Source organism: Agreia sp. PsM10 (genome assembly GCF_030433855.1).
Classification (GTDB): domain Bacteria; phylum Actinomycetota; class Actinomycetes; order Actinomycetales; family Microbacteriaceae; genus Agreia.
This window is the reverse complement of sequence record NZ_JARUXC010000007.1, coordinates 83,448-107,707: the sequence shown is the minus strand read 5'-3', so window position 1 is coordinate 107,707 and position 24,260 is coordinate 83,448. Positions and strand designations below refer to the sequence as shown.

Sequence of the window (24,260 nt, the reverse complement as noted above, 5' to 3'; positions counted from 1 at the left end):
GTGGTGATCTCGATACTCGGGTTCGTTCCTCACCCGCTACTCGATCAGCGCAGAGCAGTGCGGCGGCGCTCAGTCGTAGATGACCGTGATGGGTTCGTCACCGTCGGGCACGGCCTGGCAGCCGAGAATCAAGTCGTTCGAGAGGTCGTCCTCGTCGAGGATCTCGTTGATGGCCATGGTCACGCTGCCGCTGGTCAGACGCGCGATGCACGCGCCGCAGAAGCCCTCTCCGCACGCATATGGCACCTTGATGCCACGTGATTTCAAGAAGTCGGCGAGCGGCACAGCCGGCGGCCACAGCAGCTCGTGCCGTTCGCCGTCGAACTCCACGACGAGTGGATGGTCGGTGTCGCTCTCCATGCCTACTCCCGGAAGTAATCGATCGGTACGGCGATGACGCCCGAGCGAACGGCGTCGCCGATTGCCGCGTTGAGAACTGAACTGGGCAGCCCGACGCGAGTGCACGCTCGCGCTGCGTCGAAGCCTCGAGAAGCGTAACTCAGTGCAGACCTTGGAGTCACTGCACGGCCGTCTTCGACCGAAGCGCATCGAGACCAGACTGGACCTATGACACGCACGCCCTTCCCCGTCGTCTCCGTTCTGCGGAGCCGGCACACCGCGTACCTGCTCCTCACCTCGCTGCTGGGCCGTCTGCCCGGAGCGATGGCGGCACTCGCGATCGTTCAGCTCGTGCGGTCGACCAGCGGAGACTTCGGCTTCGCCGGGCTCATCACCGCGGTCTACGTGGTCGCCGGAGCCGTCGGACAGCCGCTTCTCGGCAGACTCATCGACCGCTTCGGGCAGGTCGCCATTCTCGCCCTGAGCGGCATCCTGAGCTTTCTCGCCTTCACCGGCATGGCGCTGACCCTCGAACCGTTGCCGGGCCTCGCCGTGGCCCTCGCGGCGGCCGCCGGCGTGTTCACGCCGCCGCTCGAGCCCGCCCTTCGCGCCCTCTGGCCGCGTCTGGTGAACCCCGGCCCGCAGCTCAAGGCCGCCTTCAGTCTGGATGCCGGTGCCCAGGAGATCATCTTCATCGTCGGTCCGCTGCTCACCGTCGTCGGAATCGCCGTCTTCGGCCCGGTCGGCAACCTCCTGTTCGCGGCCGGGCTCGGACTCGTCGGCGCGCTCGCCTTCATCGTCAACCCGGCACCCCGCGCCGCCTCGGCCCACCGACGGGCCGGGGGCGCCGCCCACCCGGGCATCCGGTCGCCTATTCTTATGCCGGCCGTCGCCCGGGTCGCCGTGTTCACCTTCGGCATCGGCGTTCCGGTCGGGGCGCTGACCATCGTGGCGACCGCCTCCGAAGCTGCCCGGGCCAGCGACGGACTCGCCGGATGGATCCTCGCGGTGAACGCCGCGGGTGCCCTCGTCGGCGCGACCGTCGTCGGCATCCGGCCCCTCGGTTCGACCCCGGCACGACTGCTCACGGTGTGCGGGCTTCTGCTGGCGGTCGGGTACCTGCCCCTCGTGGCGACAGGGCTGCCGACCTGGGTGTACGTGGTCGTCGCAGGTGTCTCGGGGCTGATGCTTCCTCCGACACTGGGCCAGGTGTTCGAGCGCATCGCGCAGCTCAGCCCTGCCGCCGCGCTCACCGAGGCGAACGGGTGGGTGGTCAGCGCGATGACGCTCGGGATCGGCGCGGGAACTCTCGTGGCGGGAGCGGTCGTGGGTGCGGCGGGGACATCTGTTGTGGCGTGGGTGGTGCTCGGGGCGTCGGCGATCACGGCGCTGCTGTCGCTGATCGCGCTGCCGAGCTGGAGGTCGAGCACGCCGGTCGAATAGTGCTGCTTCTGCGTCGGTCGAGTGGCCCGAGGCCGCCGGGGGTGATCTCGATCCGCGGGCTCCTTTGTCGCGCCGCTGCTCGATCGGCGCAGTGGGGTCCGCCAGTAGTGCCCCTCGCGGACAGTAGTGCCCGGTGCGCCGGCAACTACTGTCCGCAGCGGGGAGTTCTAGGGGCAGCGCGCAGCGTCAGGCGCCGGTCGCGACGCGCAGGGCGAGCCAGACCGAGGTCGTGCCCACGGTCGTCCAGAAGACGATCGCGACGGCCTGCCAGAGAAGAACCCATGCCCGCGGGGTGCCTCCGGCGACCAGGATGGCCGACGTGATCTGAGTGGGGATCGCCAGTGGCCCGAGGATGCTCGCCCCCGGAACGCCGAAGCGCACGAGCCACTTATTGAAGCGCAGGCGGCCCTTCGATAGGGGCTTTGTGGGCTTCGCCTCGGCGGCGTGCGAGTCCGCGTCGACCTCGGCGACGTCGACCGTGGCGATGCTCGTGGTCGGAACACCCGCCGTCGACGAGCCGACCCCGTCGTGGCCCGCGCGCATCCGCTTCGCCGAAGCCGAAGCCGAAGCCGAAGCCGAAGCCGAAGCCGAAGCCGAAGCCCAAGACGAAGCCCGAGCGGCCCGACGGTCGACGACCGCGGTGCGTGCCCGCGAGCTCAGCAGCACCACGAGCAGCACGCACAGAAAGTTGCCCGTGGCGCCGGCGATGGCGGCGGCGATCGGATTGACTCCGCCGATCACGCCGATGATGGCTGAGAGCTCGCCCTCGACGAAGGGAACGGCTCCGGCGAGCACGAGGATGAGTGGTTGGAGGAACTCGGGCACCTGGGCGACGAGGTCTTGAAAATTGCTGACGAGCTGTTCGATGGGGTTCATACGTGTCAGTAGAGACCGTGTTCCCGCCACAGGGTCAAGCGCTCTTGACCCTGTGGTGGGAACAGGGTGTCTGCTGTCGTCATGACACAGAAGACGTACGAACCCGAGGCAGCCGCCTCGGACACCCGGCGGCCCCGCATGTTGCGCCGCCCCTTCGAGATCCTCGGCGCGAACAAACGGGCCTACCTCGCCATCAACCTGATGGCCTACGGCCTGGTGGTCGCGGGCTTCGTCGTGGGAATGGTGTTCCCCGACCTCAGCCGCGCCCGGCTGCAGACGCAGCAGACCGACGGCACGTCGGAGCTGGTCGGTTCGCTGCTCAGCAGCCCGTGGCTCTTCGCGGTGGTCATCTTCGCCATCAACGTCGGAAAGCTCAGCGCACTTACCATCGTGCTGCCCTCGCTGGTCGTGCCCTTCGTGGGCCTGCCCCTGTTCGCCTGGTGGTCGTTCACGACCGGCATCACCATCGCCCCGACGACCGACATCGGCTGGGTGGCCCTCAGCCCGCATTCCCTGACGGTCGTGATCGAGCTGCAGGCATACATCCTGCTTCTGCTCGGCGCCTATCTGCTCGGCCGGTCGTGGCTGTGGCCCCGCACCGCCGCCGTGACCACCCACCGCCAGGGCTATCTGCGCGGCCTGCAGCAGCTGGGCTGGCTTGCCCTGCCCGCACTGGTCCTGCTCGTGATCGGCGCGCTCTACGAATCGTTCTCGCTGCTCTACCTCGTGCACCCGCTGTCGCTGTGGCTGCTGTGAACCCGAGAGATGCCGTGACGGCGGCGCCGATGTTTGACAGTGTGGGGTGCACAGGCATCTCGATCGCTGCGCACCCCACCGCGACACCGAGAACCGAAGGGAGCATGCGACATGCCGTGGAGCACCCGTGAAGTGGCCGACCTCGCCGGAACGACCGTGAACACCGTGCGGCACTACCACCGCGCCGGCCTGCTCGGCGAGCCGGTGCGCATGTCGAACGGCTACAAGCAATATCAGGTCGCCCACCTCGTGCGGCTGCTGCAGATCAGGCGGCTGCGCGACCTCGGCGTTCCACTCGACCAGATCGAGCAGGTGGGCTTCGGTAAAGACTCGCCGGCGGATGCCCTCCGCGCGATAGACGCGGACCTCGCGTCGAGCATCGAGCGGCTCCAACGCGCCCGCGCGGAGGTGCGCGCCATCCTCGACGGCTCCTCCGTCACGGGCGTGCCGGCCGGGTTCGAGAACGTCGCCGCGAACCTCACGAAGCCCGAGCAGTCCCTGATGCTGATCTACAACCAGCTCTACGACGACACGGCCATGGCCGATCTGCGGCAGATGGCCGAGGTCGGTTCGGATGCCGTCGATGAGGAATTCGAGAACCTCGCGCCGGATGCGGACGAGCCCACGCGCATCCGATTGGCGGAGCATTTCGGCCCGGTGTTCGCCAAGCTCTTCGACGAGTACCCCTGGCTGGTGACGCCCGGAGCGCACCTGACCAAAGGTTCCCACGTCGTTCGCGAAACGATCGATGAGTCGGTGCGGGTGACCTACAACGCCGCCCAGCTCGAGGTGATGGCCCGTGCGGGCGTCATCGCCCTCGAACTCGCCAGGGAACACAACGACTGACCGCGCACTTCGCTGTCACCCGTTCAACAGGACGTTTCGATGGAGGCTCGGCGTTTCTGCGTAGCCGGAGCGGCGTGTCCGATTGTTTGTCCTGTAATACGGATCGCGCCCTCTGCAGAGGGAAGACCTAGCCGGCGCAGAGTACGGCCCGCTCCTCGGTCAGCGCAGGTCGTCCGTCAGCAGGCGGGCGCCTCCGAGGTAGACCATCTCCTCGGCCTCGGCGCGGCGCCTGCGGGTCACCGACATGAACATGGCGACCCCGATGCCCACGAGCGCCAGCCCGCTCACCAGGATTCCGATGTTCGTGAGCAGCGGCAGCTCGCTGTCGACGAGCGCGACGATGCCGATGATGATCATGACCGCTCCGACCACGCTCCAGATACCCGCCCCCGCGGAGCGCAGCCTCCACGCCTGCTCTGTCCACGCCAGCAGAAACGGTGTCGGCATGCCGCGCTCGCGGTCGTCGCCGTCGCGCAGCGCCATCCACCGGCGGGCGAGAGCTCGTCGGCTCCGCACGTCGGCATCGGCCGCCGCGCACCAGCCCAGAATGAGCGGGATCGACAGCAGGATGGCGCTCACGACCACCAGCAGCACCACGTCTTCGCCGGTCGCGTCGAGGATTCTCGAGCTGATCGCGTCGAGCACGATCGACACCGCGACCACCCCGACGCCGACAACGATGCAGCCGATGAGCAGCCGCAGCAGCAATCGGCGCAGACGACCGGTGCGGGCCAGGTGCGATGCGAGAAGGTCGGTGGCCTCCGCGTCGTCATCTTCCCGCGCGCGCTCGAGGCGGTCGGCCTTGACCAGGGCGATCAGGGCCCGGATGCCGCCGCGCGGCCGCCGGGTCGCCGGTGCGGCGGGCTCCCGCGACCCCGTGGTTCCGTCGGCACCTGGCGGGTACGGGGAGTCCGCTGCCTCGGCTGTGTCGATCAGGCCCTGCAGTTCGATCAGCAGGGTCTCGCGGCCCACGCGAGACTTGCCGCCGCCCTCGGTGAGTGACACCGCCGCGGCGCGCTGCCGCTCGGTGAGCGCGGGAGTGCCGGCCGTCTCGCGGCCGTCACCGATGCGCGCCGGCCGGGCCGCGGCATCCGGAACCTCGAGCGGAAGGCCGCCGACGAACGCGGCCAGACTGCGCAGGCCCTGCGCATCCAGGCCCGTCATCGGGCGGCCCCGAACGAGCACGCGGGAGGTCGCGCCGTCGGTCGAGGTGAAGCGGTAGACGATGTAGTCGGTGCCGTTGGGGGCGGAAGAGACCGAGCGCCAGGCCTCGGTGATCGTGTCGAGCGGCACGGTGCGGCGGCGGAACGAGAACGTGCCGCGGCGCATCGAGGCGGTGCGTTCGTGCGGGCTGAATTCGATCACGTCGTAGGCGAGGGTGACTCCGATGGCGATGCCGCCTCCGAAGACGAGCCAGACGGCGAGGATCCCGAGGGGCCAGCTCCAATCGCCGGCGCCGAGGGAGGAGAAGAGGAGTGACGCGGGCGCCCCGAGGGCGGCGGCCAGGCCGAGAGAGGCCTCCGCGATGAGGCGCAGGTTCTGGATGCCCGGGTGCCGTCCGAGGCGCGCGGTGTCGTCGGAGGGCGCGGGCATGGGTCAACGCTCGCAGAAACTTCTGCGCTACTCAATCAGCGCCGGGTGAGACGGGGTCTACTCGTCGAGGGCGTCGAGTTGTCTCAGGGCCTCGTTCGCCCGGGCGATCCTGTCTTTCTCGGGGGAGTCCCACCAGAGGGGACCGCGCTCGCCGAGGCCGTGCTTCGCCAGGCCGACCCGCGTTCGCGCTGCGGCGACGGCCGCAGCAACGGCGGCTTCGTCGCCCGCCGACTTCGCCGCGCGCACCCCGGAGCGGCCGCGCCCGAGGTGCGACTTAAGTCGAGACACCAGCGTCTCACTGAGAACGGGGTCTGTGCGACGCCACTTGCGGCCATTGATGACCAACCAGCGGTCGTCGTCGACAGACCCCGTCTCAGACATGCGCGTGAGAAGTGTGGCGCTAGGCCGCGATCAGCTCGGGCCGACCGGCCCACGATCCCGACGGGTTCTCCACGGGAGTCCCGTCCGGCTCGGTTCCGGTCTCGGGGTCGATCTCGTCGGGCTTCGGGGTGTGCTCGGGGCGAGGGTCACTCATCGTTTGCTCCTCCGCCCGATGCCGTGTCGGCACCATCCTGGGGCTCGCTGCCGTCTGATCCCGAGCCATCGGGAATCTCGTCGGCATCCGATTTCTTGGATTCGTTCGTCGTCATTCGTGCTCCTTTCCACACGCGACGTTACGCCTGCGCGCCGACTCGGCGTCAGGGGTTGACGCTGTGGGCGCGAATCCGGCGTACGGCCGCGCGCGTGAACCGACGTCGTCAGCGCGACAGCAGAGTTCAGCGCGACAGCAGCGCCCTCGCGCAGCGCCTCACGAGCGCGCGATCGGTCGTCAGCGAGAACTCGTAGAACCCCTCGCGATGGCGGGTGCGGTCGATCTCGCGAGCGGTGAGGGCCGCGGCGTAGTCGGCGGTCAGCAGAACGACATCCCATTCGGCGGCGAGCGGGTCGTCGTCGGCGACGACCACACTGCGGGCCGGATGCGGAAGACCCGCAGACGCGCCCGTCGAGTACGCCGTCAACAGACATCCGGAACCGACCAGGGCCTCGTAACGGGTTCGCGTAGCGGGCGTGATGTTGTCTTCGGCCTGGAAGGTCGCGAGCAGCACGGCGGAATCGCCGCCGGCGCCGGCCCTCTCCTCGAGGAACGCGCTGACCTGCAGGAGCAGGGCGCGGTCGCCCAGCTTGACCGGCGCCGCCCGCGACACCACGTCGAACGGGGTGGTGCCTCTCGGCTCGTCACTGACGTCGAGGGCATGGCGGCCGCGCTTCGGGCGGAGGCGGGCGATTCCGGGAGTCTCATCGGTCGTCGCGGTCGCCTTGCCGTAGTGCCAGCCCTGGGCGAGGGATGCGCCGAAAGCACGCGCGCGGGTGATGTGGGCGGGCGTCTCGATGCCCTCGGCCAGAATGATCGCGCCGCTCCTCTCGGCGTAGCCCGCGATCGCGGTCATCGTCATCGCGGCCGTGCGATCGGGCTGCCGACGGATGAGGTTCATGTCGAGCTTCACGATTTCAGGCGCGAGCAGCGGAAGAAGCGCGAGAGACGCGGGCTCGGCGCCCAGGTCGTCGATCGCGATGAGGTGGCCTGCGGCCCGCAGCGCCGCGGCGGCGGTGAGCAGGGACCCCGGGTCATGAGTGAGCGCGCGCTCGGTGATCTCGACGACGAGCGGCGGAGCACCGATGAGCTCCGGTGGTACGCGTCCGTGGGCCAGGCTGGCCGGCTCCACGTTCACGAAGACGGAGTGCGGGGTGTCGAGGCTCTGGGTGTCGATGGCGCGCAGCGCGGAATCGAGGAAGGCGGAGTCGAGCTGTGCCGCCAGGTCGTCTCGATACGCGTCACGCAGCAATCGATCGGGGGGCACCGGAGAGCCGTCGGAGAACGCGCGGCTCAGGGCTTCATAGGCCACGACCATCCCCGAATCGATGTCGATCACCGGTTGGAAGTTCGTCACGAGACGGTCGAAACCGAGAGTCTGCATGTGCCTATTAACGCAGTACTCGGGCGAAACCGGTTACTACGGCGGTCTGGAGTCGCGCTGTGAGCGAATACCGCCGCGCTCGCGGGGTGCCCGGTCGTACAGTCTGAGACACCGCTCGGCTGTGAAAGGACACACCATGCAACTCCTCTTCGTGCACGGCGCCCTCGTTCGCGACGGAGCCTGGTGGTGGCAGCCCGCAGCCGACCTGCTCGAGCGGCGCACGGGCATCCGGAGCCGCGCCGTGGCGCTGCCGTCGTGCGGCGAAGGCACGGCCGACGGCCTTTCGGATGCCGCCGGCGGGCTCGTCGGTGACGCCGCCGCGCTGCGCCGTGAGCTCGACGCCGTCGACGAGGCGATCGTGGTGGGGCACTCCTACGGCGGAACCGTCATCGCCGAGGCCGGCGCCCACCCCGCGATTCGCCACCTGCTCTACATCTCGTCATACCTGCCCGACAGCGGCCAGGCGCAGGGCGCGATCATGAGCGGCGAGCCCGATCCCGTGTCGATCGGCGACAACGGCGACGGCACGCTCAGCGTCACGGGCTACGACGCGACGTCGTTCGGCGCCCGGTTCCTGCAGGATGCCGCTGAAGAGACCCAGCGCGAGGCCTGGTCGCGCGTCACGGCCCAGGACGCGACGGCGTTCATGACTCCGACGACGGCGGCCGGATGGCGGGGAGTCGATTCGACGTACATCGTGTGCGGCGAGGATCGCAGCACCTCGCTCGAGCTGCAGCGCTTCCATGCGGCACGGGCCACCCGCTCGGTGGAGCTGCCGACGGGCCATCACCCGTTCATCACGCGCCCCGACCTCATGGTCGAGCAGCTGGCCGCGCTTATCGAGTAGGCCGCCTTCCTCTTTCCAAACGGGAGGAACCACGCGCATCTGCCCCCCCGCCGAAGTCGATGCCGCTTCAGACGGGCCGTACGTTCAGGCAAGCCCGGGCGACCCGGCATCCAGAGCGTTCTTCAGTGCCTCATTCGCATCGAGCCACTCGGCGGAGTCTTCGTCGGCCCACAGCTCGCTCAATTCGCTCTCGGGCGACGTGGATGCGGCGAGCGCCTCGAGGGCGATGGCCACGAGGGCCGCGTCGGGGGGCCCGACCCGCTGAACGAAAACGCCCACCGATTCGGTGTAGGCGTCGGACTGGGTCGGACGGCCGAGGCCGTGGGCGACCACCTCTGCCGCAGCGATCGCAACGACCGCGTCGTCGGCGTCGACCTCGGTCTGCCCGATAACGCGGGTCAGGGCATCACGCACAAAACCCCAGCCGGCCGCGTCGTCGAGGTCCCAGGCCCAGTCGCCGGCCGAGTCGCTTCCGAATGGTTGTCCGCTCCATGTCCCCATGGTTCCAAGATAGATGCATGACGAACATTCTCGGGATCGATGTCGCCGCCGAACTGCAGCAGGTCGAGAAGCACTGGACTCCTCGGGTCGTCGGCCGCGTCAACGACCAGTACATCAAGGTCGCGAAGCTGCTCGGCGAGCTGATGTGGCACGCGCACGACCAGGAGGACGAGATGTTTCTCGTGGTCTCGGGGCGGCTTCGCATCCAATTGGAGGGCGACGAGGAGGTCGTGCTCGACCCGGGCCAGTTCTACGTCGTTCCGCGCGGAGTGCGGCATAACCCCGTGGCCGAGGAGGAGGTCGAGATCATGCTCATCGAGACGGTGACCACCGCGCACACGGGCGACGTGGTCTCGGAGAGGTCGGTTCCGATCGACCAGCAGCTGGGCTCGTTCAGCTGAGGCCGGCTGCTCGACCGGCGCAGCGCGTGAGGCGGGTACTCGCAGTGCCTCCCGCAGCACAGCGCAGCGGGGTTAGCGTGGAGTCATGACCGACGCCCGAGACGAAGTGCGCGAGTTCCTCAGCTCACGCCGCGCGCGCATCACGCCCGAGCAGGCGGGCCTCCCCGTCTACGGCGGCAACCGCCGGGTCAGCGGCCTGCGCCGTGAAGAGGTCGCCATGCTCACCGGTGTCTCGGTCGATTACTACGTGCGCCTCGAGCGCGGGAACCTCGCCGGGGCATCCGAGAGCGTTCTCGACTCGCTGGCCCGCACGTTGCAGCTCGACGACGCCGAGCGCGACCATCTGTTCGACCTGGCCCGCAACGCGGGCCCGTCTCGCAAGCCCCGCGCGGTGCCGGCCGAGGTACGGCCCGCGGTGCGGCAGGTGCTCGACGCGATGGCGGATGCGCCGGCCTGGGTGCGCAACGGACGTCACGACATCCTGGCCGCCAACCGCATGGGCCGCGCGCTCTACGCGCCGGTGTTCGACGACCCTCATCGGCCGGTGAACACCACGCGCTTCACCTACCTCAACCCGGCGGCGAAGGAGTTCTGGCGCGACTACGACAAGATCACCTTCGATGCCGCCGCGATGCTGCGCCTCGAAGCAGGGCGCGCTCCGCACGATGAGGCGCTCATCCGCCTGATCGGCGAACTGTCGATGCAGAGCGAACTGTTCCGGCAGCGCTGGGCCTCCCGCGACGTCATGTACCACCGAAGCGGGGTGAAGCGCCTGCACCACCCGATCGTCGGCGACCTCGACCTGAACTTCGAGTCGATGGAGCTGCCGAGCGAACCCGGCCTGGTCATGAACGTCTACACGGCCCCGGCCGGCTCGCCGACCGCCGAGCGCCTCACGCTGCTCGCGTCGTGGGCGGCGACGCAGGATGCGACGGACGCGGCGACTGTCGACGCCCCGCCGGCGGCGGCGCCCCGCTAGTCGGATCCCGTTCGTCAGAGCGGGTGCTCTACTCGGTCGACTCCGCGATACCGAACAGTGAGCGTGCGTTGCCTGACGTGAACTTCTCCCGGGCCTCATCCGTCGGGAAGGCCGTAAGGAATTCGGCGATGTCGCTGCGGCTCGGGCGTTGAAACGGGTAGTCCGTGGAGAAGAGGAGTCTGTCGGGAGTCGTGACGTCGAGAGCGTGGCGCAGGAGTGTCGGGTTCAGCATTCCCGAACTCGTGATGTGCACGTCGGAGCGGATGTAGTCGGATACTCTCCGGTCGAGGCCTGCGACGAGGGAGAGGCTGTCGGTGCGGTCGCTCCAGAACGCGAGCAGTTCACCCCAGTGGCCGAGTATGAGCTGCAGGTCGGGGTGGCGGTCGAGGCTCCCGCGCACGATCAGGCGAAGTGCGGAGAGGGCCGCCTCGAGGTGCCAGCCCCAGCCGAACGTCGCAAGGCCGAGGTCGGTGATGGCGTCGAAGCCGCTGTAGGCAGCCTCGCGCACGTCGCGCTGCGGAATCTGCGGATGAATGAAGACGGGCAGCTTCCGGGCCGCGGCGACAGCGAGCAGGTCGTCGTAGCGGGGATCGTCGAGCGGCGTCGTGCCTGTTCTGCCGTAGACCATCACTCCGACGAAGCCGAGGTCGGCTGCGCGTTCGAGCTCGATTCCGGCGGCAACCGGGTCCGCCATCGGCAACGTCGCGAAAGCCCGGAAGCGTGAGGGGTGGCGGTTCACCGCCTCCACGGCGAGGTCGTTCGCGAGCATGCTGAGACGCACCGCGTCGGCGGCGTCGAGAGGCTGGGCTCCGGGAGGGGCGAGAGAGAGGATCTGGAGGTCGACACCCTGCTCGTCCATCAGGGCGACCCGCGCGTCGCCGATATCGTCGAGGCGCTCGAGGTTGTCGCCCATCTCGTCGAAGGCGATGCTGGCGTCCGCACGATCCGCAGGCAGCGCCTTGACGGCCGAGGTCAGCTCGGGCAGGTTCCAGTGCTCTTCGATCGCTATCAGTGTCAAGCGGGTCTCCATTCACGACGGTCAGGGTCACCTCGGAGCGCGGGCACACGCTGCTCCGTCAGCGTACGTCGGGTGTTGCCACTTCGGGTCGACCGAACCGGCAACACCCGGCGCGCAGGTGGCGCGAATTGGCAACTCGCGAGGCGAGCAGGCTGCGCGACGTCACTCCTTGCGCGAAATGGTTGTCGTCAGAACGTCACCATGACCTTCAGCGCCTCACGGGCATCCATCGCGGCGTAGCCGGCGGGCACCTCGTCGATCGCGACCCGGCGGTCGAAGACGCGGCCCGGGTCGATCTCGCCGTTCAGAACCTGCTGGATGGCGGGCTCGAGGTAGGCGCGAACGGGGGCGGGGCCGCCCGTGAGGGTGGCGTTCTTGCCGAACAGCGAGCCGAAGCCCACGGGCGCATCCTCGTACTGCGGAACGCCGACGCGCGAGATGACTCCGCCGGGGCGCACGATTCCGTAGGCCTGCTCGTAGGCGGGCATGTGGCCCACGGCCTCGAGCACGATGTGGCTGCCCTCGCCGTTCGTGAGGTCCATGACCTTCGCGATGCCCTCGTCGCCGCGCTCGGCGACGACGTCGGTGGCTCCGAACTCGATGCCGAGGTCGGTACGCGAGGTGTGCCGACCCATGAGGATGATGCGCTCGGCGCCGAGCTGCCGAGAGGCGAGAACGGCCGAGAGCCCGACGGCGCCGTCACCGATCACGGTCACGGTCTTGCCCGCCTCGACGCGGCCCATGTGGGCGGCGTGGAATCCGGTGAGGTAGACGTCGGAGAGGGAGAGCAGCGAGGCAAGCAGGGCCTCGTCGGCGGTCGACGCATCCGCCCCGGCCACCTTCACGAGGCTGCCGTCGGCCTGCGGAACCCGGGCCAGCTCGGCCTGCAGTCCGGCCGTCTCGGCCGTGGCGTAGAAGCCGCCGTGAACGCACGAGGTCTGCACGCCGTCGCGGCAGAACGCGCAGGTGTTGTCCTGGAAGGCGAAGGGCGCGATGACGAAGTCGCCGACCTTGACGAGTGCGACGGCCGATCCGACCTCCTCGACGATGCCGATCATCTCGTGGCCCATCGACTGGCCCTTCTCGGAGGCGGGCATGGAGTGATACGGGTGCAGGTCGGACCCGCAGATGCAGGCGCGCACGACGCGGACGATGGCATCAGTGGGCTGCTGGATGACGGGACCGGCGACGGTCTCGATGCGGACGTCGCCCGCTCCGTACATGAATGTGGCCTTCATGGGGCTCCTTCTGATCGGGGTCTGTGGAGGCCCGGCGTCGGGCCCGAACACAGTCAACTCCTCCCTGTCCCGTGCGCGGGAGGGTCTGGTGAAACGGGTAATGGCAGACCCTCCCGCACCGCATCCGGTCGGCGTAGCGTCGCCGACATGCAGATCGAACCCCGGAAGCCCAGTGTCAAGAACCCGCCCGAGCAGTTCGCCGGAGACGTGTGGCTCGACGTCGTCGCGGCACCGCACACCGACGACCAGCGGATGACCGTGGCGATCGTGAAGTTCGCCCCCGGTGCGCGAACGGCGTGGCATTCGCATGCCCGCGGGCAGTACCTGCGCGTCACCCAGGGAATCGCACGTTTCGGCGACCGCGCCGGGAACATCCATGAGGTGCACCCCGGGCAGACGATCTACACGCCGCCGGGCGAGGAGCATTTCCACGCGGCGTCGGGCGACACGTTCATGGAGCACATCGCGATGCTCGAGGCTGGCGACGACCCGGCGACCACGACGACCTGGCTCGAGCACATCACCGACGAGGACTACGGGCCTGCGGTGATCGAGTAGGGGCGCCCTTCGACAGGCTCAGGGAACGACAGGCTCAGGGAACGGTCCTATGAGGTGAGCTCTGCGCGGAGGATGTCGGCGCCCGCCGCGAGCGCACTCATCTTGCCCAGAGCCACATCCCTCGCCAGCGGCGCCATTCCGCAGTTCGTGCTGGGAATGAGGTTGTCGGCATCGACGAACGCGAGCGCCTTCCGCAGAGTGTCTGCGACCTCTTCTGGCGTCTCGACCTCCGAGCTCGCCACGTCGATCGCTCCGAGCATGACCTTCTTGCCGCGGATGAGTTCGATGAGGTCCATCGGCACATGCGAGTGCTGGCATTCCAGCGAGACGATGTCGATCGACGACTGCTCCAGCAGAGGGAACGACTTCTCGTACTGGCGCCATTCGGCGCCGAGGGTCGCTTTCCAGTCGTTGTTCGCCTTGATGCCGTAGCCGTAACAGATGTGCACGGCTGTCTGGGCGCGCAGCCCTTCCGCAGCTCGCTCGAGCGTAGCCACGCCCCAGTCCTGCACCTCGTCATGGAAGACGTTGAAGGCGGGTTCGTCGAACTGGATGATGTCGACTCCTGCAGCCTCGAGTTCTTTCGCCTCCTGGTTGAGGATCGTCGCGAACTCCCACGCCAGCTTCTCCCGACTCTTGTAGTGGCGGTCGTAGAGCGTGTCGATCATCGTCATGGGGCCCGGGAGCGCCCACTTGATCGGCTGGTCGGTCTGCTGTCGGAGGAACCGGGCGTCGTCGACGAACACAGGCTTCTCGCGGCTCACCGCCCCGACGACGGTGGGCACGCTGGCGTCGTAGCGATCGCGGATCCGCACGGTCTCGCGCTGGGAGAAGTCGACACCGCTCAGGTGCTCGATGAACGTGGTGACGAAGTGCTGGCGGGTCTGCTCGCCGTCGCTGACGATGTCGATGCCGCGCCGGCGCTGCTCGTGGAGTGCGACGTTCAGCGCATCCTGTTTGCCCTCGACCAGGCGGTCACCCTGCAGCGTCCAGGGAGACCAGAGGGTCTCCGGCTCCGCGAGCCAGGACGGTTTGGGGAGGCTGCCGGCGATGGTCGTGGGGAGAAGGCTGTTCATGGTCGTCGATTCGTCGTGGGTCATCGGGCGGGAACGGGGTAGTTGGCGGCCCAGTGCTGCAGCACGCGCCCGTGCGGCTTCACGAAGTGCTCTTCGGTGAACCGGCCCTGCGTGACCGCAAGCCGACTGCGCTCCTCGCGGTCGTAGTCGATCTCGGTGCGGGAGTAGTCCTGCTGATCGAGGGTCGGCCGGTAGATGCTCGGCGCGGAGGAGTTCGCGTTGTAGATCTCGGGTCGATAGATCTTCTGGAACGTCTCCATCGTGCTGATGGTGCCGATGAGCTGCAGATTCGAGTAGTCGCCCAGCAGGTCGCCGCGGAAGTAGAACGCGAGCGGCGCCACGCTGCCCGGCGGCATGAAGTAGCGAACCGTCAGGCCCATTCGACCGAAGTAGTCGTCGGTCAGCGAGTAGTCGCTTTGCTCGTACTCGACGCCGAGGATCGGGTGGTGATTCTCGAGCCGACGATACGTCTTGCTCGTCGAGACGCTGATGCAGATGACCGGCGGCTTCGGGAAGCGTTCCTTGTACGCAGCAGAGTCGAGAAAGTGCTGGAACAGCTTGCCGTGCAGGGCGCCGAAGTCGTCGGGCACGGTGAACTCCGTGGCGCCCTCGTTGGCCGCCGGCAGGAGCACGCTGAAGTCGAAGTCGCGCAGGTACGACGAGAAGTTGTTGCCGACGATGCCCTGGTGACGAATGCCGGTCTGCTGGTCGTTGACGTGGATGTCGAGCACCTCGAGCAGGGGGAACTCCCGGTCCTCGCCTCCGTCGGTGAACTGCAATTCGACGGTCACGATCTCGAGCTCGACGACATAACGGTCTGCGGTGGGGTTGTCCCAGTGCGCGAGGGCGTTGAATCGGCGGTTGATCATGGTGAGGGCGTTGCGCAGGTTCTGCTGGCGGTGCTCGCCTCGAGCCAGATTGGCGAAGTTGGTCGTGGCCCGGGACTCCTCCGACGGCGTGTAGTCCTCGTCGAAGGGGGTGGTGGTGATGCTGAACGTGAACTCGTTCGCCATGAGTGGCCAATCCGATGGATGATCGGCCGGGTCGGCCGTGTGGAAGTCGATGTGTTCATCGTGCACGCGTCCACGGGCTATCGGGTAATTCGAGAGTTTTATGCGGCCATATAGGCTCTTCCTATGGCACGTCAGACCAGCGGCGTCACGCTGCAGCAGCTCTACTACTTCATCGAGGTCGCCGCGGAGGGATCGATCACCGCGGCAGCCGAGATCCTGTTCGTCGCCCAGCCGACCATGTCGGCGGCGATGAAAGACCTCGAGACCAGGGTGGGTCGCTCGCTGCTCCTCCGTTCCGCCCGCGGAGTCTCTCTCACCACCGACGGCGTGGAGTTCCTCGGATACGCCCGCCAGGTCGTCGAGCAGGTAGCGCTGCTCGAGCAGCGCTACCTCGGCCGGCCGCCCCTGCGACGACTGCTCGGAGTGTCGACGCAGCACTACTCGTTCGCGGTCGACGCGTTCGTGCGCATGGTCAGAGGCACCGAGGCGTCTGAGTACGAGTTCTCCCTGCGCGAGACGCGTACCTGGGACATCATCGAAGACGTGAGGACCCTCCGCAGCGAGCTGGGCATCCTGTACCGCAACGACTTCAACCGCAACGTCATCGACAAGCTTCTGCGAGATTCCGGGCTGATCTTCCGCCCCCTCTTCCTCGCCGAACCGCACATCTTCATCTCCCGCAAGAATCCCCTCGCCAAGAAGGATCGCGCGACCCTCGCCGATCTCGCCAACCTGCCGCGGCTCACCTTCGATCAGGGCAACAACAACTCCTTCTACTTCGCGGAGGAGATCCTCTCGACCCTGTCGAGCAAACGGGAGATCCGGGTCTCCGACCGCGCCACGATCTTCAACCTCATGATCGGACTCAACGGTTACACGATCTCGACGGGCATCATCAGCGATGACCTCGACCCGGAGATCGTCGCCGTGCCGCTCAACGTCGACGAGGAGATCGAGATCGGCTGGATCGGCCATTCCGCGATCCCCCTCACCGAGCAGGGGCAGCGCTACCTCTCCGAGGTGCGGGCCGTCGTCGCCGACTTCGGCGTGGAACTGGTCGGCTAGCCGAAGCGCCGAGCTCGAGGCGTGATTGAAGTGCGGAGAATGGCCGCTTCGCCCGCGCCCGAAGCGGCCATTCTCCGCCCCTCAATGCGGTGAGCTGGTTGTGCGCACCGGCTGGCGCAGTACCGTCTTGAGCTTCTCGGGTGCGGTTCGTCGGGCGTCGTTCAGGTAGATCTCGTGGTGCGGCCCGGCGAACGTCAGCCCATTCTGCGGCATGTACTCGTCGTGCAGCCGCGCCAGCGTCGGCCCCTCGTCGTCGTACGACCCGACGTGCAGAATCTGGATGCTGCGCCCCTCGTCGAGCGTGATCAGTCGCGTCAGCGGCAGGGCCGGGTTGGGCTTCTTCGCCGCCGCGGCCTCGAGGGCCGCGGCCACGTCGTCGCCGGTGATCCACTCGGGCTGGTTGATCAGCGCGGTCCACTGCCATGAGGTCTTGTCGCGCGAAACGAATGCGCTCGGATCGTCGGCGGTCCAGAGGGCTTCGAGCGGGGCGACGACGTAGTCGCGGCCACGGGCCTTGCTCCCGAACTTCAGCGTGTAGGAGGTGGAGAACAGCGCCTCGATGGCGGCCGCGTAGGCCGGAGCCGTGTTCGGGTCGCCGGCGCCCTCGACGGCGAGGTACTGCAGGGGCGGCACGACCACGTCGCTGAATGTCTTCGACGAGGGGGAGTAGAGCGCGGGGTGCTCCTTCTTCACGTCGTGCTTCATATCTCGGAGGGTAGTCGCGGGGCGGTGATCTCGATACGCCGGCTCCTTCGTCGCGCGGCTACTCGATCGGCGCGGCAGGGGTATCTGCGCGGCTCCCCGATCAGCGCAGGGCGACAGATGTCGGCCAAAAAGGTTAGGGTTGGTGAGGTAAGGCGTTCCTAACTTCGCCCGCACCCCTCCACTCTCACACTCCACACCGCATAGGTTCTCGATGCCCACCACACGCGCCCTCAGCGGCGAACAACTGGTGCTGCGCTACGGCAACGACGCGGTGGTCGACGGTGTCTCGATGACGCTCGAACCGGGCCGAGTGACGGCGCTCGTCGGGCCAAACGGGAGCGGCAAGTCGACCCTCCTGCGCTCGCTTGCCCGGCTGCACCCGATCGGCGAGGGCGACGTGACCCTGGGAGCCCGCGACGGGCATCCGGAACGTGCCGTCTCGATGCTGAGCGCGCGCCAGTTCGCCCGCGAGGTGACCTGTTCTCGCAGTCGCGGCCAGCTCCGCAGGGGCTCTCGGTGAGCGAGGTCGTGGCCTTCGGCCGCCATCCGTACCGCCGCGGATTCGCCGGGCTCTCGGCCGCCGACCGCACGGCCATCGACCGCGCACTGCGCGCCACGGGCGTGCTCGATATGAAGGACCGCTCGGTCGGCGAGCTCTCGGGCGGCGAGGTGCAGCGCGTCTGGCTCGCGGCCTGCATCGCGCAGGAGACCGGAGTCGTGCTGCTCGACGAACCCACCAACCACCTCGACCTGCGCTACCAGATCGAGACCCTCGACCTCGTGCGCGACCTCGTCGACGACCACGGCGTGGCCGTGGGCGTCGTGCTGCACGACCTCGATCACGCGGCCCGCATCGCCGACACCCTGCTGCTTCTGTCGGCCGGGCGCATCCACGCCGCAGGCGACCCGCGCGAGGTGCTGACCACGCAGAACATCAGCGAGGTCTACGAGATCGCCGTCGAGGTCACCCTCGACGAACGCACGAACAGGCTGCGCATCGATCCCGTCGGCCGACACGCGGCGCGCACATCCGACCCAGCCCCGACCACCACCCGAGAGGACCATTCATGATCCGCCCCCGTTCCATCGCGACCGCAGCCGCAACGCTCGCCATCGCCGCCCTCGCCCTCACCGGCTGCGGCACGACCACCGTCGACGACATCGGCGCCCCCGTCGCCGAGGCCACCTCCGACGCCTGCGCATCCGACACCACGACCACGTCGACCGGGCCGGTCTCGCTGACCGACGGCGTCGGCCGCACGGTCGAGCTCGACAAGCCCGCCGAGCGCGTCGCCGTTCTCGAATGGCAGCAGATCGAGGATGCCCTCACCCTGTGCGTCGCGCCCGTCGCGGTCTCCGATTCGGCCGGGTGCGCCACCTACGTGAGCGCTGAGACGCTGCCCGAGGGCGTCGTCGACCTGGGCACGCGCGGAGAGCCCGACCTCGACGCGCTGTACGCCACGAACCCCGACCTGATCATCGTCGAGGCGTTCAGCGCCGATGACGAGCTGATCGGCACGCTCGAGGAGCGCGGCGTTCCCGTGCTCGCCACCATCGGAGCCGACGGGGCCGACCCGATCGGCAACATGAAGACCGTGTTCTCGATGATCGCCGAGGCCACCGGTCGCGAAGATCGCGCGGAGCAGGTGCTCGACGAGTTCGACGCGCACCTCGCCGACGCCAAGACCGAGGTCTCGTCCGTCGCCCTGCCGACCACCGACTTCCTCTTCTTCGACGGCTGGGTCGAGGGCGGCAACGTCGTCATCCGCCCCTACGGACAGGGCGCCCTGTTCACCGCGCTCGGCGAGCAGCTCGGCCTGACCTCGGCCTGGACCGACGAGATCGACGAGGCCTACGGCAGCGGAGGAGTCGACCCGGCCTACGGCCTCGGCCAGACCGACATCGAGGGCCTCACCGCCGTCGGCAACGCGAACCTCTTCTACTCGGCCGACGAGGGCGCAGACGGCTACGTCTCCGAGTTCGAGAAGAGCCCGATCTGGAGCTCGCTGCCCGCCGTTCAGGAGGGCCGCGCCCACGCGTTCCCGTCGGGCGTCTGGGGTGCCGGCGGCCCGCTGTCGAACCAGCAGGCCATCGACGCCTACGTAGACATCATCACGCAGCAGGGTTGAGAACCGCCGTCCGGGCAGCTCGCGCGACACCCGTCGGCCTGCGCGGCGCTGCGAGCGGGGCGGCCACGCTGGCCGCCCTGCTGCTCGCCGTCGTCGTGGTCGGACTCTGGCATGTGACGCAGGGAACCTCCGGCGTCGACATGTGGGGTCTCGTGCGACTGCTCGGCGGCGCGCAGGAGACCGTGGGCGGTGTGCCGGTCGGCGACGTGCTGACCGGCTCCCGCCTGCCGCGCCTCTTCGCCGGTGTCGCGGTGGGCTTCGCCCTCGGTGCGGCCGGCGTGCTGCTGCAGTCGATCAGCCGCAACGCGCTCGCCTCGCCCGACACCCTCGCGGTCACGGCGGGCTCCTACTTCGCGCTCACCGCGGTGGCCGCGTTCGGACTCTCCGTTCCCCTGTGGGCATCGAGCGGGGTCGCCTTCATCGGGGGCCTGCTCGCCGCAGCCGTCGTGCTCGGCCTCGCCGGAACATCCGCCGGCACCGGCACTACCCGGCTGATCCTCGCCGGCTCGGCCATCGCCCTGGCCCTCGACGCGGCGACCGCCATGCTGCTCATTCTCTTCAAAGAGAACACGACAGGCCTCTACGCCTGGGGCAGCGGCTCGCTAGCGCAGCTCAACATCGACGCGTCGGTGCGCGCCGCCCCCGTGATCATCGTGGCGCTCGCGGCCGCGCTGCTGCTCTCGCGGCGCCTCGACGTGCTCGGCCTGGGCGATGACGCCGCGTCGTCGCTGGGCGTGCCCATCCGGTCGACCCGCGTCGTCGCGGTGCTCTGCGCCGTCGTTCTCACCGCCATCTCGGTGACCCTCGCCGGCCCGATCGCCTTCGTGGGCCTCGGCGCCCCGGTGCTGGCCCGCCTGCTGGCCTCGCGCATCCGGGTGCTGAACCGTCACCTCTTTCTCATTCCCGCCACGGGTCTAGTCGGCGCGCTGCTGATCCTGCTGGCGGATGCGACGCTTCGCGCGATCCTCGGTGCCGAGGGCGCCGCGGCGATTCCGACCGGCGTGCCCACCGCCCTGCTCGGAGCCGTCGTGATCGTGGTGCTCGCCCGCCGCCTGCGCGACTCCGGGCCGATCCGCCTGCCCCCGCAGGCCAGGGCCGGGCTGCGCTCGCACCGCCGCTATGTCGTCGCGCTCGTCGTGGTCGCGGTTCTGCTCGCGATCGCCATCGTCGTCGGCCTGCTCGCCGGCAGCCTGTGGCTGCGCACCGGCGACATCGGACTCTGGCTGCAGGGTGCCGCCCCCGATCTCGTGGGCAGGGCGCTGGATGAGCGGCTTCCGCGCGTGGCCGCGGCGGTTCTGGCCGGTGCGGCCCTCGGGCTGGCCGGATGCGTGGTGCAGAGCACCGTGCGCAACCCGCTCGCCGAGCCGGGCATTTTGGGCATCACCGCCGGTGCCGGCCTCGGAGCCGTGATCGTGGTCACGTCTCTGGGCGGAAGCCGCCCCCTGCTCGTCGTGATGGCGGTCGTGCTCGGCCTGGCGACCTTCGCCCTGATCACGGCCCTCGCCTGGCGCGGTGGCCTGCTGCCCGATCGCTTCGTGCTGATCGGCATCGGCTGCGGCTACGGAATCAGCGCCCTCACGACGTTCCTGCTGCTTCGAGCCGACCCCTACAACACCCCGCGCATCCTGACCTGGCTGTCGGGAACGACCTACGGCCGCACCCTGCCCGACGTCGCGCCCGTGGCTGTGGCGCTCGTCATCGCGATTCCCCTGCTGCTCGGCATGCGGCGCCAGCTCGACCTGCTCGCCATCGACGAGGACACCCCGCGCATCCTCGGCGTGCGACTCGAGCGCACGCGGCTCGGAGTGCTCGCGCTCGCGGCGGTGCTCGCGGCGGTCAGTGTCGTCGCGATCGGGGCTGTCGGATTCGTCGGCTTGGTCGCGCCGCACCTCGCCCGGGCGCTCGTCGGGTCGCGACACGGCCGGGTGATTCCGGTCTCGATGGTGCTCGGTGCCGTGCTCGTGTGCGTCGCCGACCTGCTCGGGCGCACGCTGATCGCTCCGGCGCAGGTTCCGGCCGGGCTCATGATCGCTCTGATCGGGGCGCCCTACTTCGTGTGGCTGCTGCGGCGCTCGCGCTGACCGCTCGGTCTGGGCCTGGGGTCACGTGTGATCAGCGTCGAGCAGCGAAGGCGGTGCGCCGACCGTACAGCGTGAGCGCGAGCGCGAACACGCCGAGCACGGTCATGGCGGCCGGCAGAATCAGTCCGTCGCCGACCGTCAGCAGCAGCGCCCCCAGGATGCCGGCGCCGAAGATGGCGAGGTTGAACGCCACCGGCAGGAACGAGTTGGCGATGTCTGCGTTGTCGCCGCCCGCGTGGGTCAAGGCGTTCTGCAGCTGCGGTGCGGTGCCGCCGAAGCTGATTCCCCACAGCACCGCCGCGACGAGGATCGCGGGCGTCGACGCGTGTCCGAGGAGCAGCACGGCGCCTGCTGCGGCGAAGGTCGCCGCCGAGAGGTGCAGCAGCGCGCGGGGATGACGATCGAGGAACACACCCACGAGCGCGACTCCGCCGAGGGATGCGACGCCGTAGACGAGCAGCATCAGGTCGGGCGTGATGCCCGTGCCCGTCGCCCGCAGGTACGGGGCGACGTAGGTGTAGATCGTGCTGTGGGCGAGCATCCACACCACGATCACGATGAGCACGATCGGCACGCCGCGCAGGGTGATGACCCTGCGGAGCGGCAACCGTGTGGCGGCAGGCAGCCCCGGAGCATCCGGCACGCAGCCGAGAATGACGACACCCACGATCAGGCCCAGCAGGCTGAGGCCGGCGAACGACCAGCGCCAGTCGGTGAGGCCCCCGATGAAGGCGCCGAGGGGCGTGCCGAACGCGAATCCGAGGGGTGCGCCGATCGACATGATCGACAGCGCGAGCCCGGAGCGGGACGGCGGGCTGATGCGAATTGCGTAGGCCGCGAGCATCCCCCAGATGATGCCCGAGAACGAGCCGGCCGCGAACCGCGAGGCCAGCGAGAGGGCGACGTCGGGCGAGATCGCGGTGACGGCGTTCGCCACGACCAGCCCGGCGACGCTGATCAGGAGCAGTGGCTTACGGCGGAACCGTCGCGTGAGCGAGATGGCGGGAACGGTGACGATCACCGTGCCGAGCGCGTAGGCGCTCACGAACAGGCCCACGCTGCCCTCGCTGATCGCCATGCCCTCCGCGATGTCGGGAAGCAGTCCGGCCGGCATCGTCTCCATCGCGAGAAGGATGAAGCCGATCAACGCGAGCGAGAGCAGGGCCAGCAGGGGCAGTCGCTTCTCTGCGGATGCCTCGGTCACCGGGGTGCTCGCCGTGACGGCGCTCATTCGGCGCCGCCCGCGGTGACTGCGCCGACGAAGGCGGGTGCGTTCTGAACGGTTGCGACATCGTCGAAGGTGCCGAGCGGGATGATGCCGTCGTAGTAGCCGACCGAGTCGTAGTAGAGCACGAGAGCCTGGTCGGGCGCGTAGTAGCCGATCGTTCCGGGTTCGGCGCTGCCGCCCGAGGGCATCCCGTCGAGCACCAGGGGTGCCGGGAGTCCAGCGATCTTCTCCTGTCCGCCATAGTCGACGAACGACAGCTCCAGCGGCAACTGCGCCAGCAGCGACGCCGTAGCCGCGTTGCTCTGAAGCACTCCCGTGACGGTCGTGCCGTTCACGCTGATGGCGATGGTCGTTTCAGTGGGCACGGGGCGCTCCGGGGTCTCGGTGGCAGGGGGTTCGGTCGTCGGCATGGCAGTGGTGGGTGGGGGTGAGGTCGGGCCTGCGGTGAACGGAGTGTTCGACGGGGATTGAGGGCCGGAGGCGCAGGCGGCAAGACTCATCACGGTCACGATGGCCAGTGCGGCCGCGCGGAATCGTGATTCGGTCATGGTTCGATGTCCTCGCTGTGCTGGTGCGGTCGGGTGTGTGTTCAGTCAACGCGCCCTCAGCAGGGGTAGCGAGGGTACTGGCTAAACGGGTTGCGGCAGAACCTCCCTCCGGTGCGGTCGGGACACCTAGCGTGGAGCCATGGACAACCGCAGTGAAGTACGCGAGTTTCTGGTCTCGCGCCGGGCGCGGATCAGCCCGGAGCAGGCCGGGGTGGAACCGTCGGGAGGCAGAAGACGGGTTCCCGGGCTGCGCCGCGACGAGGTCGCTCGGCTTGCCGGACTGAGCGTCGACTACTACACCCGCGTCGAGCGCGGCAATCTGACGGGCGTCTCAGACAGTGTGCTCGATGCCGTCGCGCGCGCTCTCGATCTGGATCATGCCGAACGGGATCACCTGCACGATCTCGCCCGCACCGCGAACCTCGGCAGTCGTCCCCGCGCACCGAAGCCTCCGGCGCACAGCCTGCGGTCGGCGACGCAGCATCTCCTCGATTCGATCACCGGCGCCCCGGCATTCGTGGGCAACAACCGCATGGACCTCGTCGCCGCGAACGAGCTCGGCTTCGCGCTGTATTCGGAGATGTTCCGCACGAGCGCCCGCCCGGCGAACCATTCCCGGTTCATCTTTCTCGACCCCCGGGCCCGTGACCTATACCCCGATTGGGACCGCGCCGCGAACGTCAACGTGCAGATCCTTCGCCGCGACGCCGGTCGAAGCCCGTTCGACAAGGAGCTCAGCGACCTCGTCGGCGAACTCTCGGTGCGAAGCGAAGAATTCAGAACTCTCTGGGGAGCACACGACGTGCGTCGCCACTACTCGGGAGCCAAGCAGTTCCAGCACCCCGTCGTCGGCGCACTCGAGCTGACCTATCACGTCATGGAACTCGAAGACGATCCCGGACACACCCTCACGGTGTACACCGCCGCCCCCGGAAGCCCGTCCGAAGATGCGTTGCGTCTTCTCTCGACGTGGGCCGCAACCGAGCACATCGCCGAGATCGCCCGCGATCCGAGGGCTCGCCAGCAGGTGACGGAGGGCTAGCC

General features: G+C 68.7%; 28 protein-coding genes. 13 read left to right on the top strand and 15 right to left on the bottom strand.

The features are described from left to right. Nucleotides 1-69 precede the first annotated feature (69 nt). Nucleotides 70-360 (bottom strand): 2Fe-2S iron-sulfur cluster-binding protein, encoded by a 291-nt coding sequence (locus QCD70_RS10925; protein WP_301216084.1) that lies wholly within the window; start codon nucleotides 358-360, stop codon nucleotides 70-72. A gap of 207 nt (nucleotides 361-567) precedes the next feature. Here QCD70_RS10925 and QCD70_RS10920 point away from each other — a divergent pair, with 207 nt between their 5' ends. Continuing rightward, nucleotides 568-1,782, top strand: a complete 1,215-nt coding sequence (locus QCD70_RS10920) for an MFS transporter (RefSeq protein ID WP_301216082.1) — start codon at nucleotides 568-570, stop codon at nucleotides 1,780-1,782. A 186-nt stretch (nucleotides 1,783-1,968) separates the two neighbouring features. Here QCD70_RS10920 and QCD70_RS10915 read toward each other — a convergent pair whose 3' ends face one another. Continuing rightward, nucleotides 1,969-2,658 carry a small multidrug efflux protein gene (locus QCD70_RS10915; RefSeq protein WP_301216080.1) on the bottom strand — a complete coding sequence of 230 codons (690 nt, stop codon included), beginning with the start codon at nucleotides 2,656-2,658 and terminating at the stop codon, nucleotides 1,969-1,971. Nucleotides 2,659-2,739: 81 nt separating this feature from the next. On the opposite strand from QCD70_RS10915, the gene QCD70_RS10910 reads away from it, so the two are divergent. After that, nucleotides 2,740-3,414 carry a stage II sporulation protein M gene (locus QCD70_RS10910; protein WP_301216078.1) on the top strand — a complete coding sequence of 225 codons (675 nt, stop codon included), beginning with the start codon at nucleotides 2,740-2,742 and terminating at the stop codon, nucleotides 3,412-3,414. 111 nt (nucleotides 3,415-3,525) lie between these two features. Further along, entirely contained in the window at nucleotides 3,526-4,260 is a 735-nt protein-coding gene (locus QCD70_RS10905; protein ID WP_301216076.1) for a helix-turn-helix domain-containing protein, read from the top strand. Between the two features lie 159 nt (nucleotides 4,261-4,419). Here QCD70_RS10905 and QCD70_RS10900 read toward each other — a convergent pair whose 3' ends face one another. From QCD70_RS10900 to QCD70_RS10880, 5 genes are all read right to left on the bottom strand, one after another. Beyond that, nucleotides 4,420-5,853: a hypothetical protein gene (locus tag QCD70_RS10900; protein WP_301216074.1), complete on the bottom strand. Its 1,434-nt coding sequence runs from the start codon at nucleotides 5,851-5,853 to the stop codon at nucleotides 4,420-4,422. 57 nt (nucleotides 5,854-5,910) lie between these two features. After that, nucleotides 5,911-6,234: a biopolymer transporter Tol gene (locus QCD70_RS10895; RefSeq protein WP_301216072.1), complete on the bottom strand. Its 324-nt coding sequence runs from the start codon at nucleotides 6,232-6,234 to the stop codon at nucleotides 5,911-5,913. A 19-nt stretch (nucleotides 6,235-6,253) separates the two neighbouring features. Beyond that, nucleotides 6,254-6,388: a hypothetical protein gene (locus tag QCD70_RS10890; protein WP_255354454.1), complete on the bottom strand. Its 135-nt coding sequence runs from the start codon at nucleotides 6,386-6,388 to the stop codon at nucleotides 6,254-6,256. After that, on the bottom strand, nucleotides 6,381-6,503 hold the full coding sequence (locus QCD70_RS10885; protein ID WP_301216068.1) for a hypothetical protein: 123 nt from the start codon (nucleotides 6,501-6,503) through the stop codon (nucleotides 6,381-6,383). Before QCD70_RS10885 ends, QCD70_RS10890 begins: the two co-directional genes overlap by 8 nt. Nucleotides 6,504-6,629: 126 nt before the next feature. Further along, nucleotides 6,630-7,829 carry an EAL domain-containing protein gene (locus tag QCD70_RS10880; protein WP_301216066.1) on the bottom strand — a complete coding sequence of 400 codons (1,200 nt, stop codon included), beginning with the start codon at nucleotides 7,827-7,829 and terminating at the stop codon, nucleotides 6,630-6,632. Between the two features lie 136 nt (nucleotides 7,830-7,965). Between QCD70_RS10880 and QCD70_RS10875 the strand changes: the two genes are divergently transcribed. Further along, nucleotides 7,966-8,676 (top strand): alpha/beta hydrolase, encoded by a 711-nt coding sequence (locus QCD70_RS10875; protein WP_301216064.1) that lies wholly within the window; start codon nucleotides 7,966-7,968, stop codon nucleotides 8,674-8,676. An 84-nt stretch (nucleotides 8,677-8,760) separates the two neighbouring features. Here QCD70_RS10875 and QCD70_RS10870 read toward each other — a convergent pair whose 3' ends face one another. Next, nucleotides 8,761-9,177 carry a DUF4259 domain-containing protein gene (locus QCD70_RS10870; protein ID WP_301216062.1) on the bottom strand — a complete coding sequence of 139 codons (417 nt, stop codon included), beginning with the start codon at nucleotides 9,175-9,177 and terminating at the stop codon, nucleotides 8,761-8,763. A 17-nt stretch (nucleotides 9,178-9,194) separates the two neighbouring features. Between QCD70_RS10870 and QCD70_RS10865 the strand changes: the two genes are divergently transcribed. Together QCD70_RS10865 and QCD70_RS10860 are read left to right on the top strand one after the other, a co-directional pair. Beyond that, nucleotides 9,195-9,578 (top strand): cupin domain-containing protein, encoded by a 384-nt coding sequence (locus tag QCD70_RS10865; protein WP_301216060.1) that lies wholly within the window; start codon nucleotides 9,195-9,197, stop codon nucleotides 9,576-9,578. A gap of 85 nt (nucleotides 9,579-9,663) precedes the next feature. Then, nucleotides 9,664-10,557 (top strand): helix-turn-helix transcriptional regulator, encoded by an 894-nt coding sequence (locus QCD70_RS10860; RefSeq protein ID WP_301216058.1) that lies wholly within the window; start codon nucleotides 9,664-9,666, stop codon nucleotides 10,555-10,557. Nucleotides 10,558-10,585: 28 nt separating this feature from the next. Here the strand turns inward: QCD70_RS10860 and QCD70_RS10855 are convergent, their stop codons facing one another. Then, a complete protein-coding gene (locus QCD70_RS10855) occupies nucleotides 10,586-11,575 on the bottom strand; it encodes an amidohydrolase family protein (protein WP_301216055.1) in 990 nt (329 codons plus the stop codon). Nucleotides 11,576-11,763: 188 nt separating this feature from the next. After that, complete coding sequence (locus tag QCD70_RS10850; protein ID WP_301216053.1) at nucleotides 11,764-12,813, bottom strand: alcohol dehydrogenase catalytic domain-containing protein; 1,050 nt, start codon at nucleotides 12,811-12,813, stop codon at nucleotides 11,764-11,766. 147 nt (nucleotides 12,814-12,960) lie between these two features. On the opposite strand from QCD70_RS10850, the gene QCD70_RS10845 reads away from it, so the two are divergent. Next, nucleotides 12,961-13,371 (top strand): (R)-mandelonitrile lyase, encoded by a 411-nt coding sequence (locus QCD70_RS10845; RefSeq protein ID WP_301216051.1) that lies wholly within the window; start codon nucleotides 12,961-12,963, stop codon nucleotides 13,369-13,371. A gap of 47 nt (nucleotides 13,372-13,418) precedes the next feature. On the opposite strand, the gene QCD70_RS10840 is transcribed toward QCD70_RS10845, so the two are convergent. Beyond that, a complete protein-coding gene (locus tag QCD70_RS10840) occupies nucleotides 13,419-14,447 on the bottom strand; it encodes a methionine synthase (RefSeq protein ID WP_301216049.1) in 1,029 nt (342 codons plus the stop codon). A gap of 20 nt (nucleotides 14,448-14,467) precedes the next feature. Further along, entirely contained in the window at nucleotides 14,468-15,460 is a 993-nt protein-coding gene (locus QCD70_RS10835) for a DUF1852 domain-containing protein (RefSeq protein WP_301216280.1), read from the bottom strand. 123 nt (nucleotides 15,461-15,583) lie between these two features. On the opposite strand from QCD70_RS10835, the gene QCD70_RS10830 reads away from it, so the two are divergent. Further along, complete coding sequence (locus QCD70_RS10830) at nucleotides 15,584-16,525, top strand: LysR family transcriptional regulator (RefSeq protein WP_301216047.1); 942 nt, start codon at nucleotides 15,584-15,586, stop codon at nucleotides 16,523-16,525. 81 nt (nucleotides 16,526-16,606) lie between these two features. On the opposite strand, the gene QCD70_RS10825 is transcribed toward QCD70_RS10830, so the two are convergent. Beyond that, complete coding sequence (locus QCD70_RS10825; protein ID WP_301216045.1) at nucleotides 16,607-17,230, bottom strand: GyrI-like domain-containing protein; 624 nt, start codon at nucleotides 17,228-17,230, stop codon at nucleotides 16,607-16,609. Nucleotides 17,231-17,441: 211 nt separating this feature from the next. Here QCD70_RS10825 and QCD70_RS19230 point away from each other — a divergent pair, with 211 nt between their 5' ends. The 4 genes from QCD70_RS19230 to QCD70_RS10810 are packed head-to-tail and all read left to right on the top strand — an operon-like array spanning nucleotide 17,442 to nucleotide 21,440. Then, nucleotides 17,442-17,750 carry an ATP-binding cassette domain-containing protein gene (locus tag QCD70_RS19230; protein ID WP_367316715.1) on the top strand — a complete coding sequence of 103 codons (309 nt, stop codon included), beginning with the start codon at nucleotides 17,442-17,444 and terminating at the stop codon, nucleotides 17,748-17,750. Further along, nucleotides 17,747-18,301 (top strand): ABC transporter ATP-binding protein, encoded by a 555-nt coding sequence (locus tag QCD70_RS19225; protein WP_367316713.1) that lies wholly within the window; start codon nucleotides 17,747-17,749, stop codon nucleotides 18,299-18,301. The genes QCD70_RS19230 and QCD70_RS19225 overlap by 4 nt, the downstream gene beginning before the upstream one ends. Beyond that, entirely contained in the window at nucleotides 18,298-19,359 is a 1,062-nt protein-coding gene (locus QCD70_RS10815) for an iron-siderophore ABC transporter substrate-binding protein (RefSeq protein ID WP_301216043.1), read from the top strand. The genes QCD70_RS19225 and QCD70_RS10815 overlap by 4 nt, the downstream gene beginning before the upstream one ends. Next, complete coding sequence (locus QCD70_RS10810) at nucleotides 19,356-21,440, top strand: iron ABC transporter permease (RefSeq protein ID WP_301216041.1); 2,085 nt, start codon at nucleotides 19,356-19,358, stop codon at nucleotides 21,438-21,440. Before QCD70_RS10815 ends, QCD70_RS10810 begins: the two co-directional genes overlap by 4 nt. Nucleotides 21,441-21,471: 31 nt before the next feature. Here QCD70_RS10810 and QCD70_RS10805 read toward each other — a convergent pair whose 3' ends face one another. Both QCD70_RS10805 and QCD70_RS10800 read right to left on the bottom strand, forming a co-directional pair. Continuing rightward, a complete protein-coding gene (locus QCD70_RS10805) occupies nucleotides 21,472-22,671 on the bottom strand; it encodes an MFS transporter (RefSeq protein WP_301216040.1) in 1,200 nt (399 codons plus the stop codon). Next, complete coding sequence (locus QCD70_RS10800; protein ID WP_301216038.1) at nucleotides 22,668-23,216, bottom strand: cyclophilin-like fold protein; 549 nt, start codon at nucleotides 23,214-23,216, stop codon at nucleotides 22,668-22,670. Before QCD70_RS10800 ends, QCD70_RS10805 begins: the two co-directional genes overlap by 4 nt. A gap of 139 nt (nucleotides 23,217-23,355) precedes the next feature. On the opposite strand from QCD70_RS10800, the gene QCD70_RS10795 reads away from it, so the two are divergent. Next, a complete protein-coding gene (locus tag QCD70_RS10795) occupies nucleotides 23,356-24,258 on the top strand; it encodes a helix-turn-helix transcriptional regulator (protein WP_301216036.1) in 903 nt (300 codons plus the stop codon). Nucleotides 24,259-24,260 lie beyond the last annotated feature (2 nt).

Coding starts and splice junctions, on each gene's coding strand:
- QCD70_RS10910 (WP_301216078.1), top strand. CDS start 2,740: ATGACACAGAAGACGTACGAACCCGAGGCAGCCGCCTCGGACACCCGG.
- QCD70_RS10925 (WP_301216084.1), bottom strand. CDS start 360: ATGGAGAGCGACACCGACCATCCACTCGTCGTGGAGTTCGACGGCGAA.
- QCD70_RS10850 (WP_301216053.1), bottom strand. CDS start 12,813: ATGAAGGCCACATTCATGTACGGAGCGGGCGACGTCCGCATCGAGACC.
- QCD70_RS10890 (WP_255354454.1), bottom strand. CDS start 6,388: ATGAGTGACCCTCGCCCCGAGCACACCCCGAAGCCCGACGAGATCGAC.
- QCD70_RS10795 (WP_301216036.1), top strand. CDS start 23,356: ATGGACAACCGCAGTGAAGTACGCGAGTTTCTGGTCTCGCGCCGGGCG.
- QCD70_RS10815 (WP_301216043.1), top strand. CDS start 18,298: ATGATCCGCCCCCGTTCCATCGCGACCGCAGCCGCAACGCTCGCCATC.
- QCD70_RS10885 (WP_301216068.1), bottom strand. CDS start 6,503: ATGACGACGAACGAATCCAAGAAATCGGATGCCGACGAGATTCCCGAT.
- QCD70_RS10895 (WP_301216072.1), bottom strand. CDS start 6,234: ATGTCTGAGACGGGGTCTGTCGACGACGACCGCTGGTTGGTCATCAAT.
- QCD70_RS10860 (WP_301216058.1), top strand. CDS start 9,664: ATGACCGACGCCCGAGACGAAGTGCGCGAGTTCCTCAGCTCACGCCGC.
- QCD70_RS10905 (WP_301216076.1), top strand. CDS start 3,526: ATGCCGTGGAGCACCCGTGAAGTGGCCGACCTCGCCGGAACGACCGTG.
- QCD70_RS10840 (WP_301216049.1), bottom strand. CDS start 14,447: ATGAACAGCCTTCTCCCCACGACCATCGCCGGCAGCCTCCCCAAACCG.
- QCD70_RS10825 (WP_301216045.1), bottom strand. CDS start 17,230: ATGAAGCACGACGTGAAGAAGGAGCACCCCGCGCTCTACTCCCCCTCG.
- QCD70_RS10800 (WP_301216038.1), bottom strand. CDS start 23,216: ATGACCGAATCACGATTCCGCGCGGCCGCACTGGCCATCGTGACCGTG.
- QCD70_RS10875 (WP_301216064.1), top strand. CDS start 7,966: ATGCAACTCCTCTTCGTGCACGGCGCCCTCGTTCGCGACGGAGCCTGG.
- QCD70_RS10870 (WP_301216062.1), bottom strand. CDS start 9,177: ATGGGGACATGGAGCGGACAACCATTCGGAAGCGACTCGGCCGGCGAC.
- QCD70_RS10845 (WP_301216051.1), top strand. CDS start 12,961: ATGCAGATCGAACCCCGGAAGCCCAGTGTCAAGAACCCGCCCGAGCAG.
- QCD70_RS10915 (WP_301216080.1), bottom strand. CDS start 2,658: ATGAACCCCATCGAACAGCTCGTCAGCAATTTTCAAGACCTCGTCGCC.
- QCD70_RS10880 (WP_301216066.1), bottom strand. CDS start 7,829: ATGCAGACTCTCGGTTTCGACCGTCTCGTGACGAACTTCCAACCGGTG.
- QCD70_RS10865 (WP_301216060.1), top strand. CDS start 9,195: ATGACGAACATTCTCGGGATCGATGTCGCCGCCGAACTGCAGCAGGTC.
- QCD70_RS10920 (WP_301216082.1), top strand. CDS start 568: ATGACACGCACGCCCTTCCCCGTCGTCTCCGTTCTGCGGAGCCGGCAC.
- QCD70_RS10830 (WP_301216047.1), top strand. CDS start 15,584: ATGGCACGTCAGACCAGCGGCGTCACGCTGCAGCAGCTCTACTACTTC.
- QCD70_RS10835 (WP_301216280.1), bottom strand. CDS start 15,460: ATGGCGAACGAGTTCACGTTCAGCATCACCACCACCCCCTTCGACGAG.
- QCD70_RS10900 (WP_301216074.1), bottom strand. CDS start 5,853: ATGCCCGCGCCCTCCGACGACACCGCGCGCCTCGGACGGCACCCGGGC.
- QCD70_RS10805 (WP_301216040.1), bottom strand. CDS start 22,671: ATGAGCGCCGTCACGGCGAGCACCCCGGTGACCGAGGCATCCGCAGAG.
- QCD70_RS19230 (WP_367316715.1), top strand. CDS start 17,442: ATGCCCACCACACGCGCCCTCAGCGGCGAACAACTGGTGCTGCGCTAC.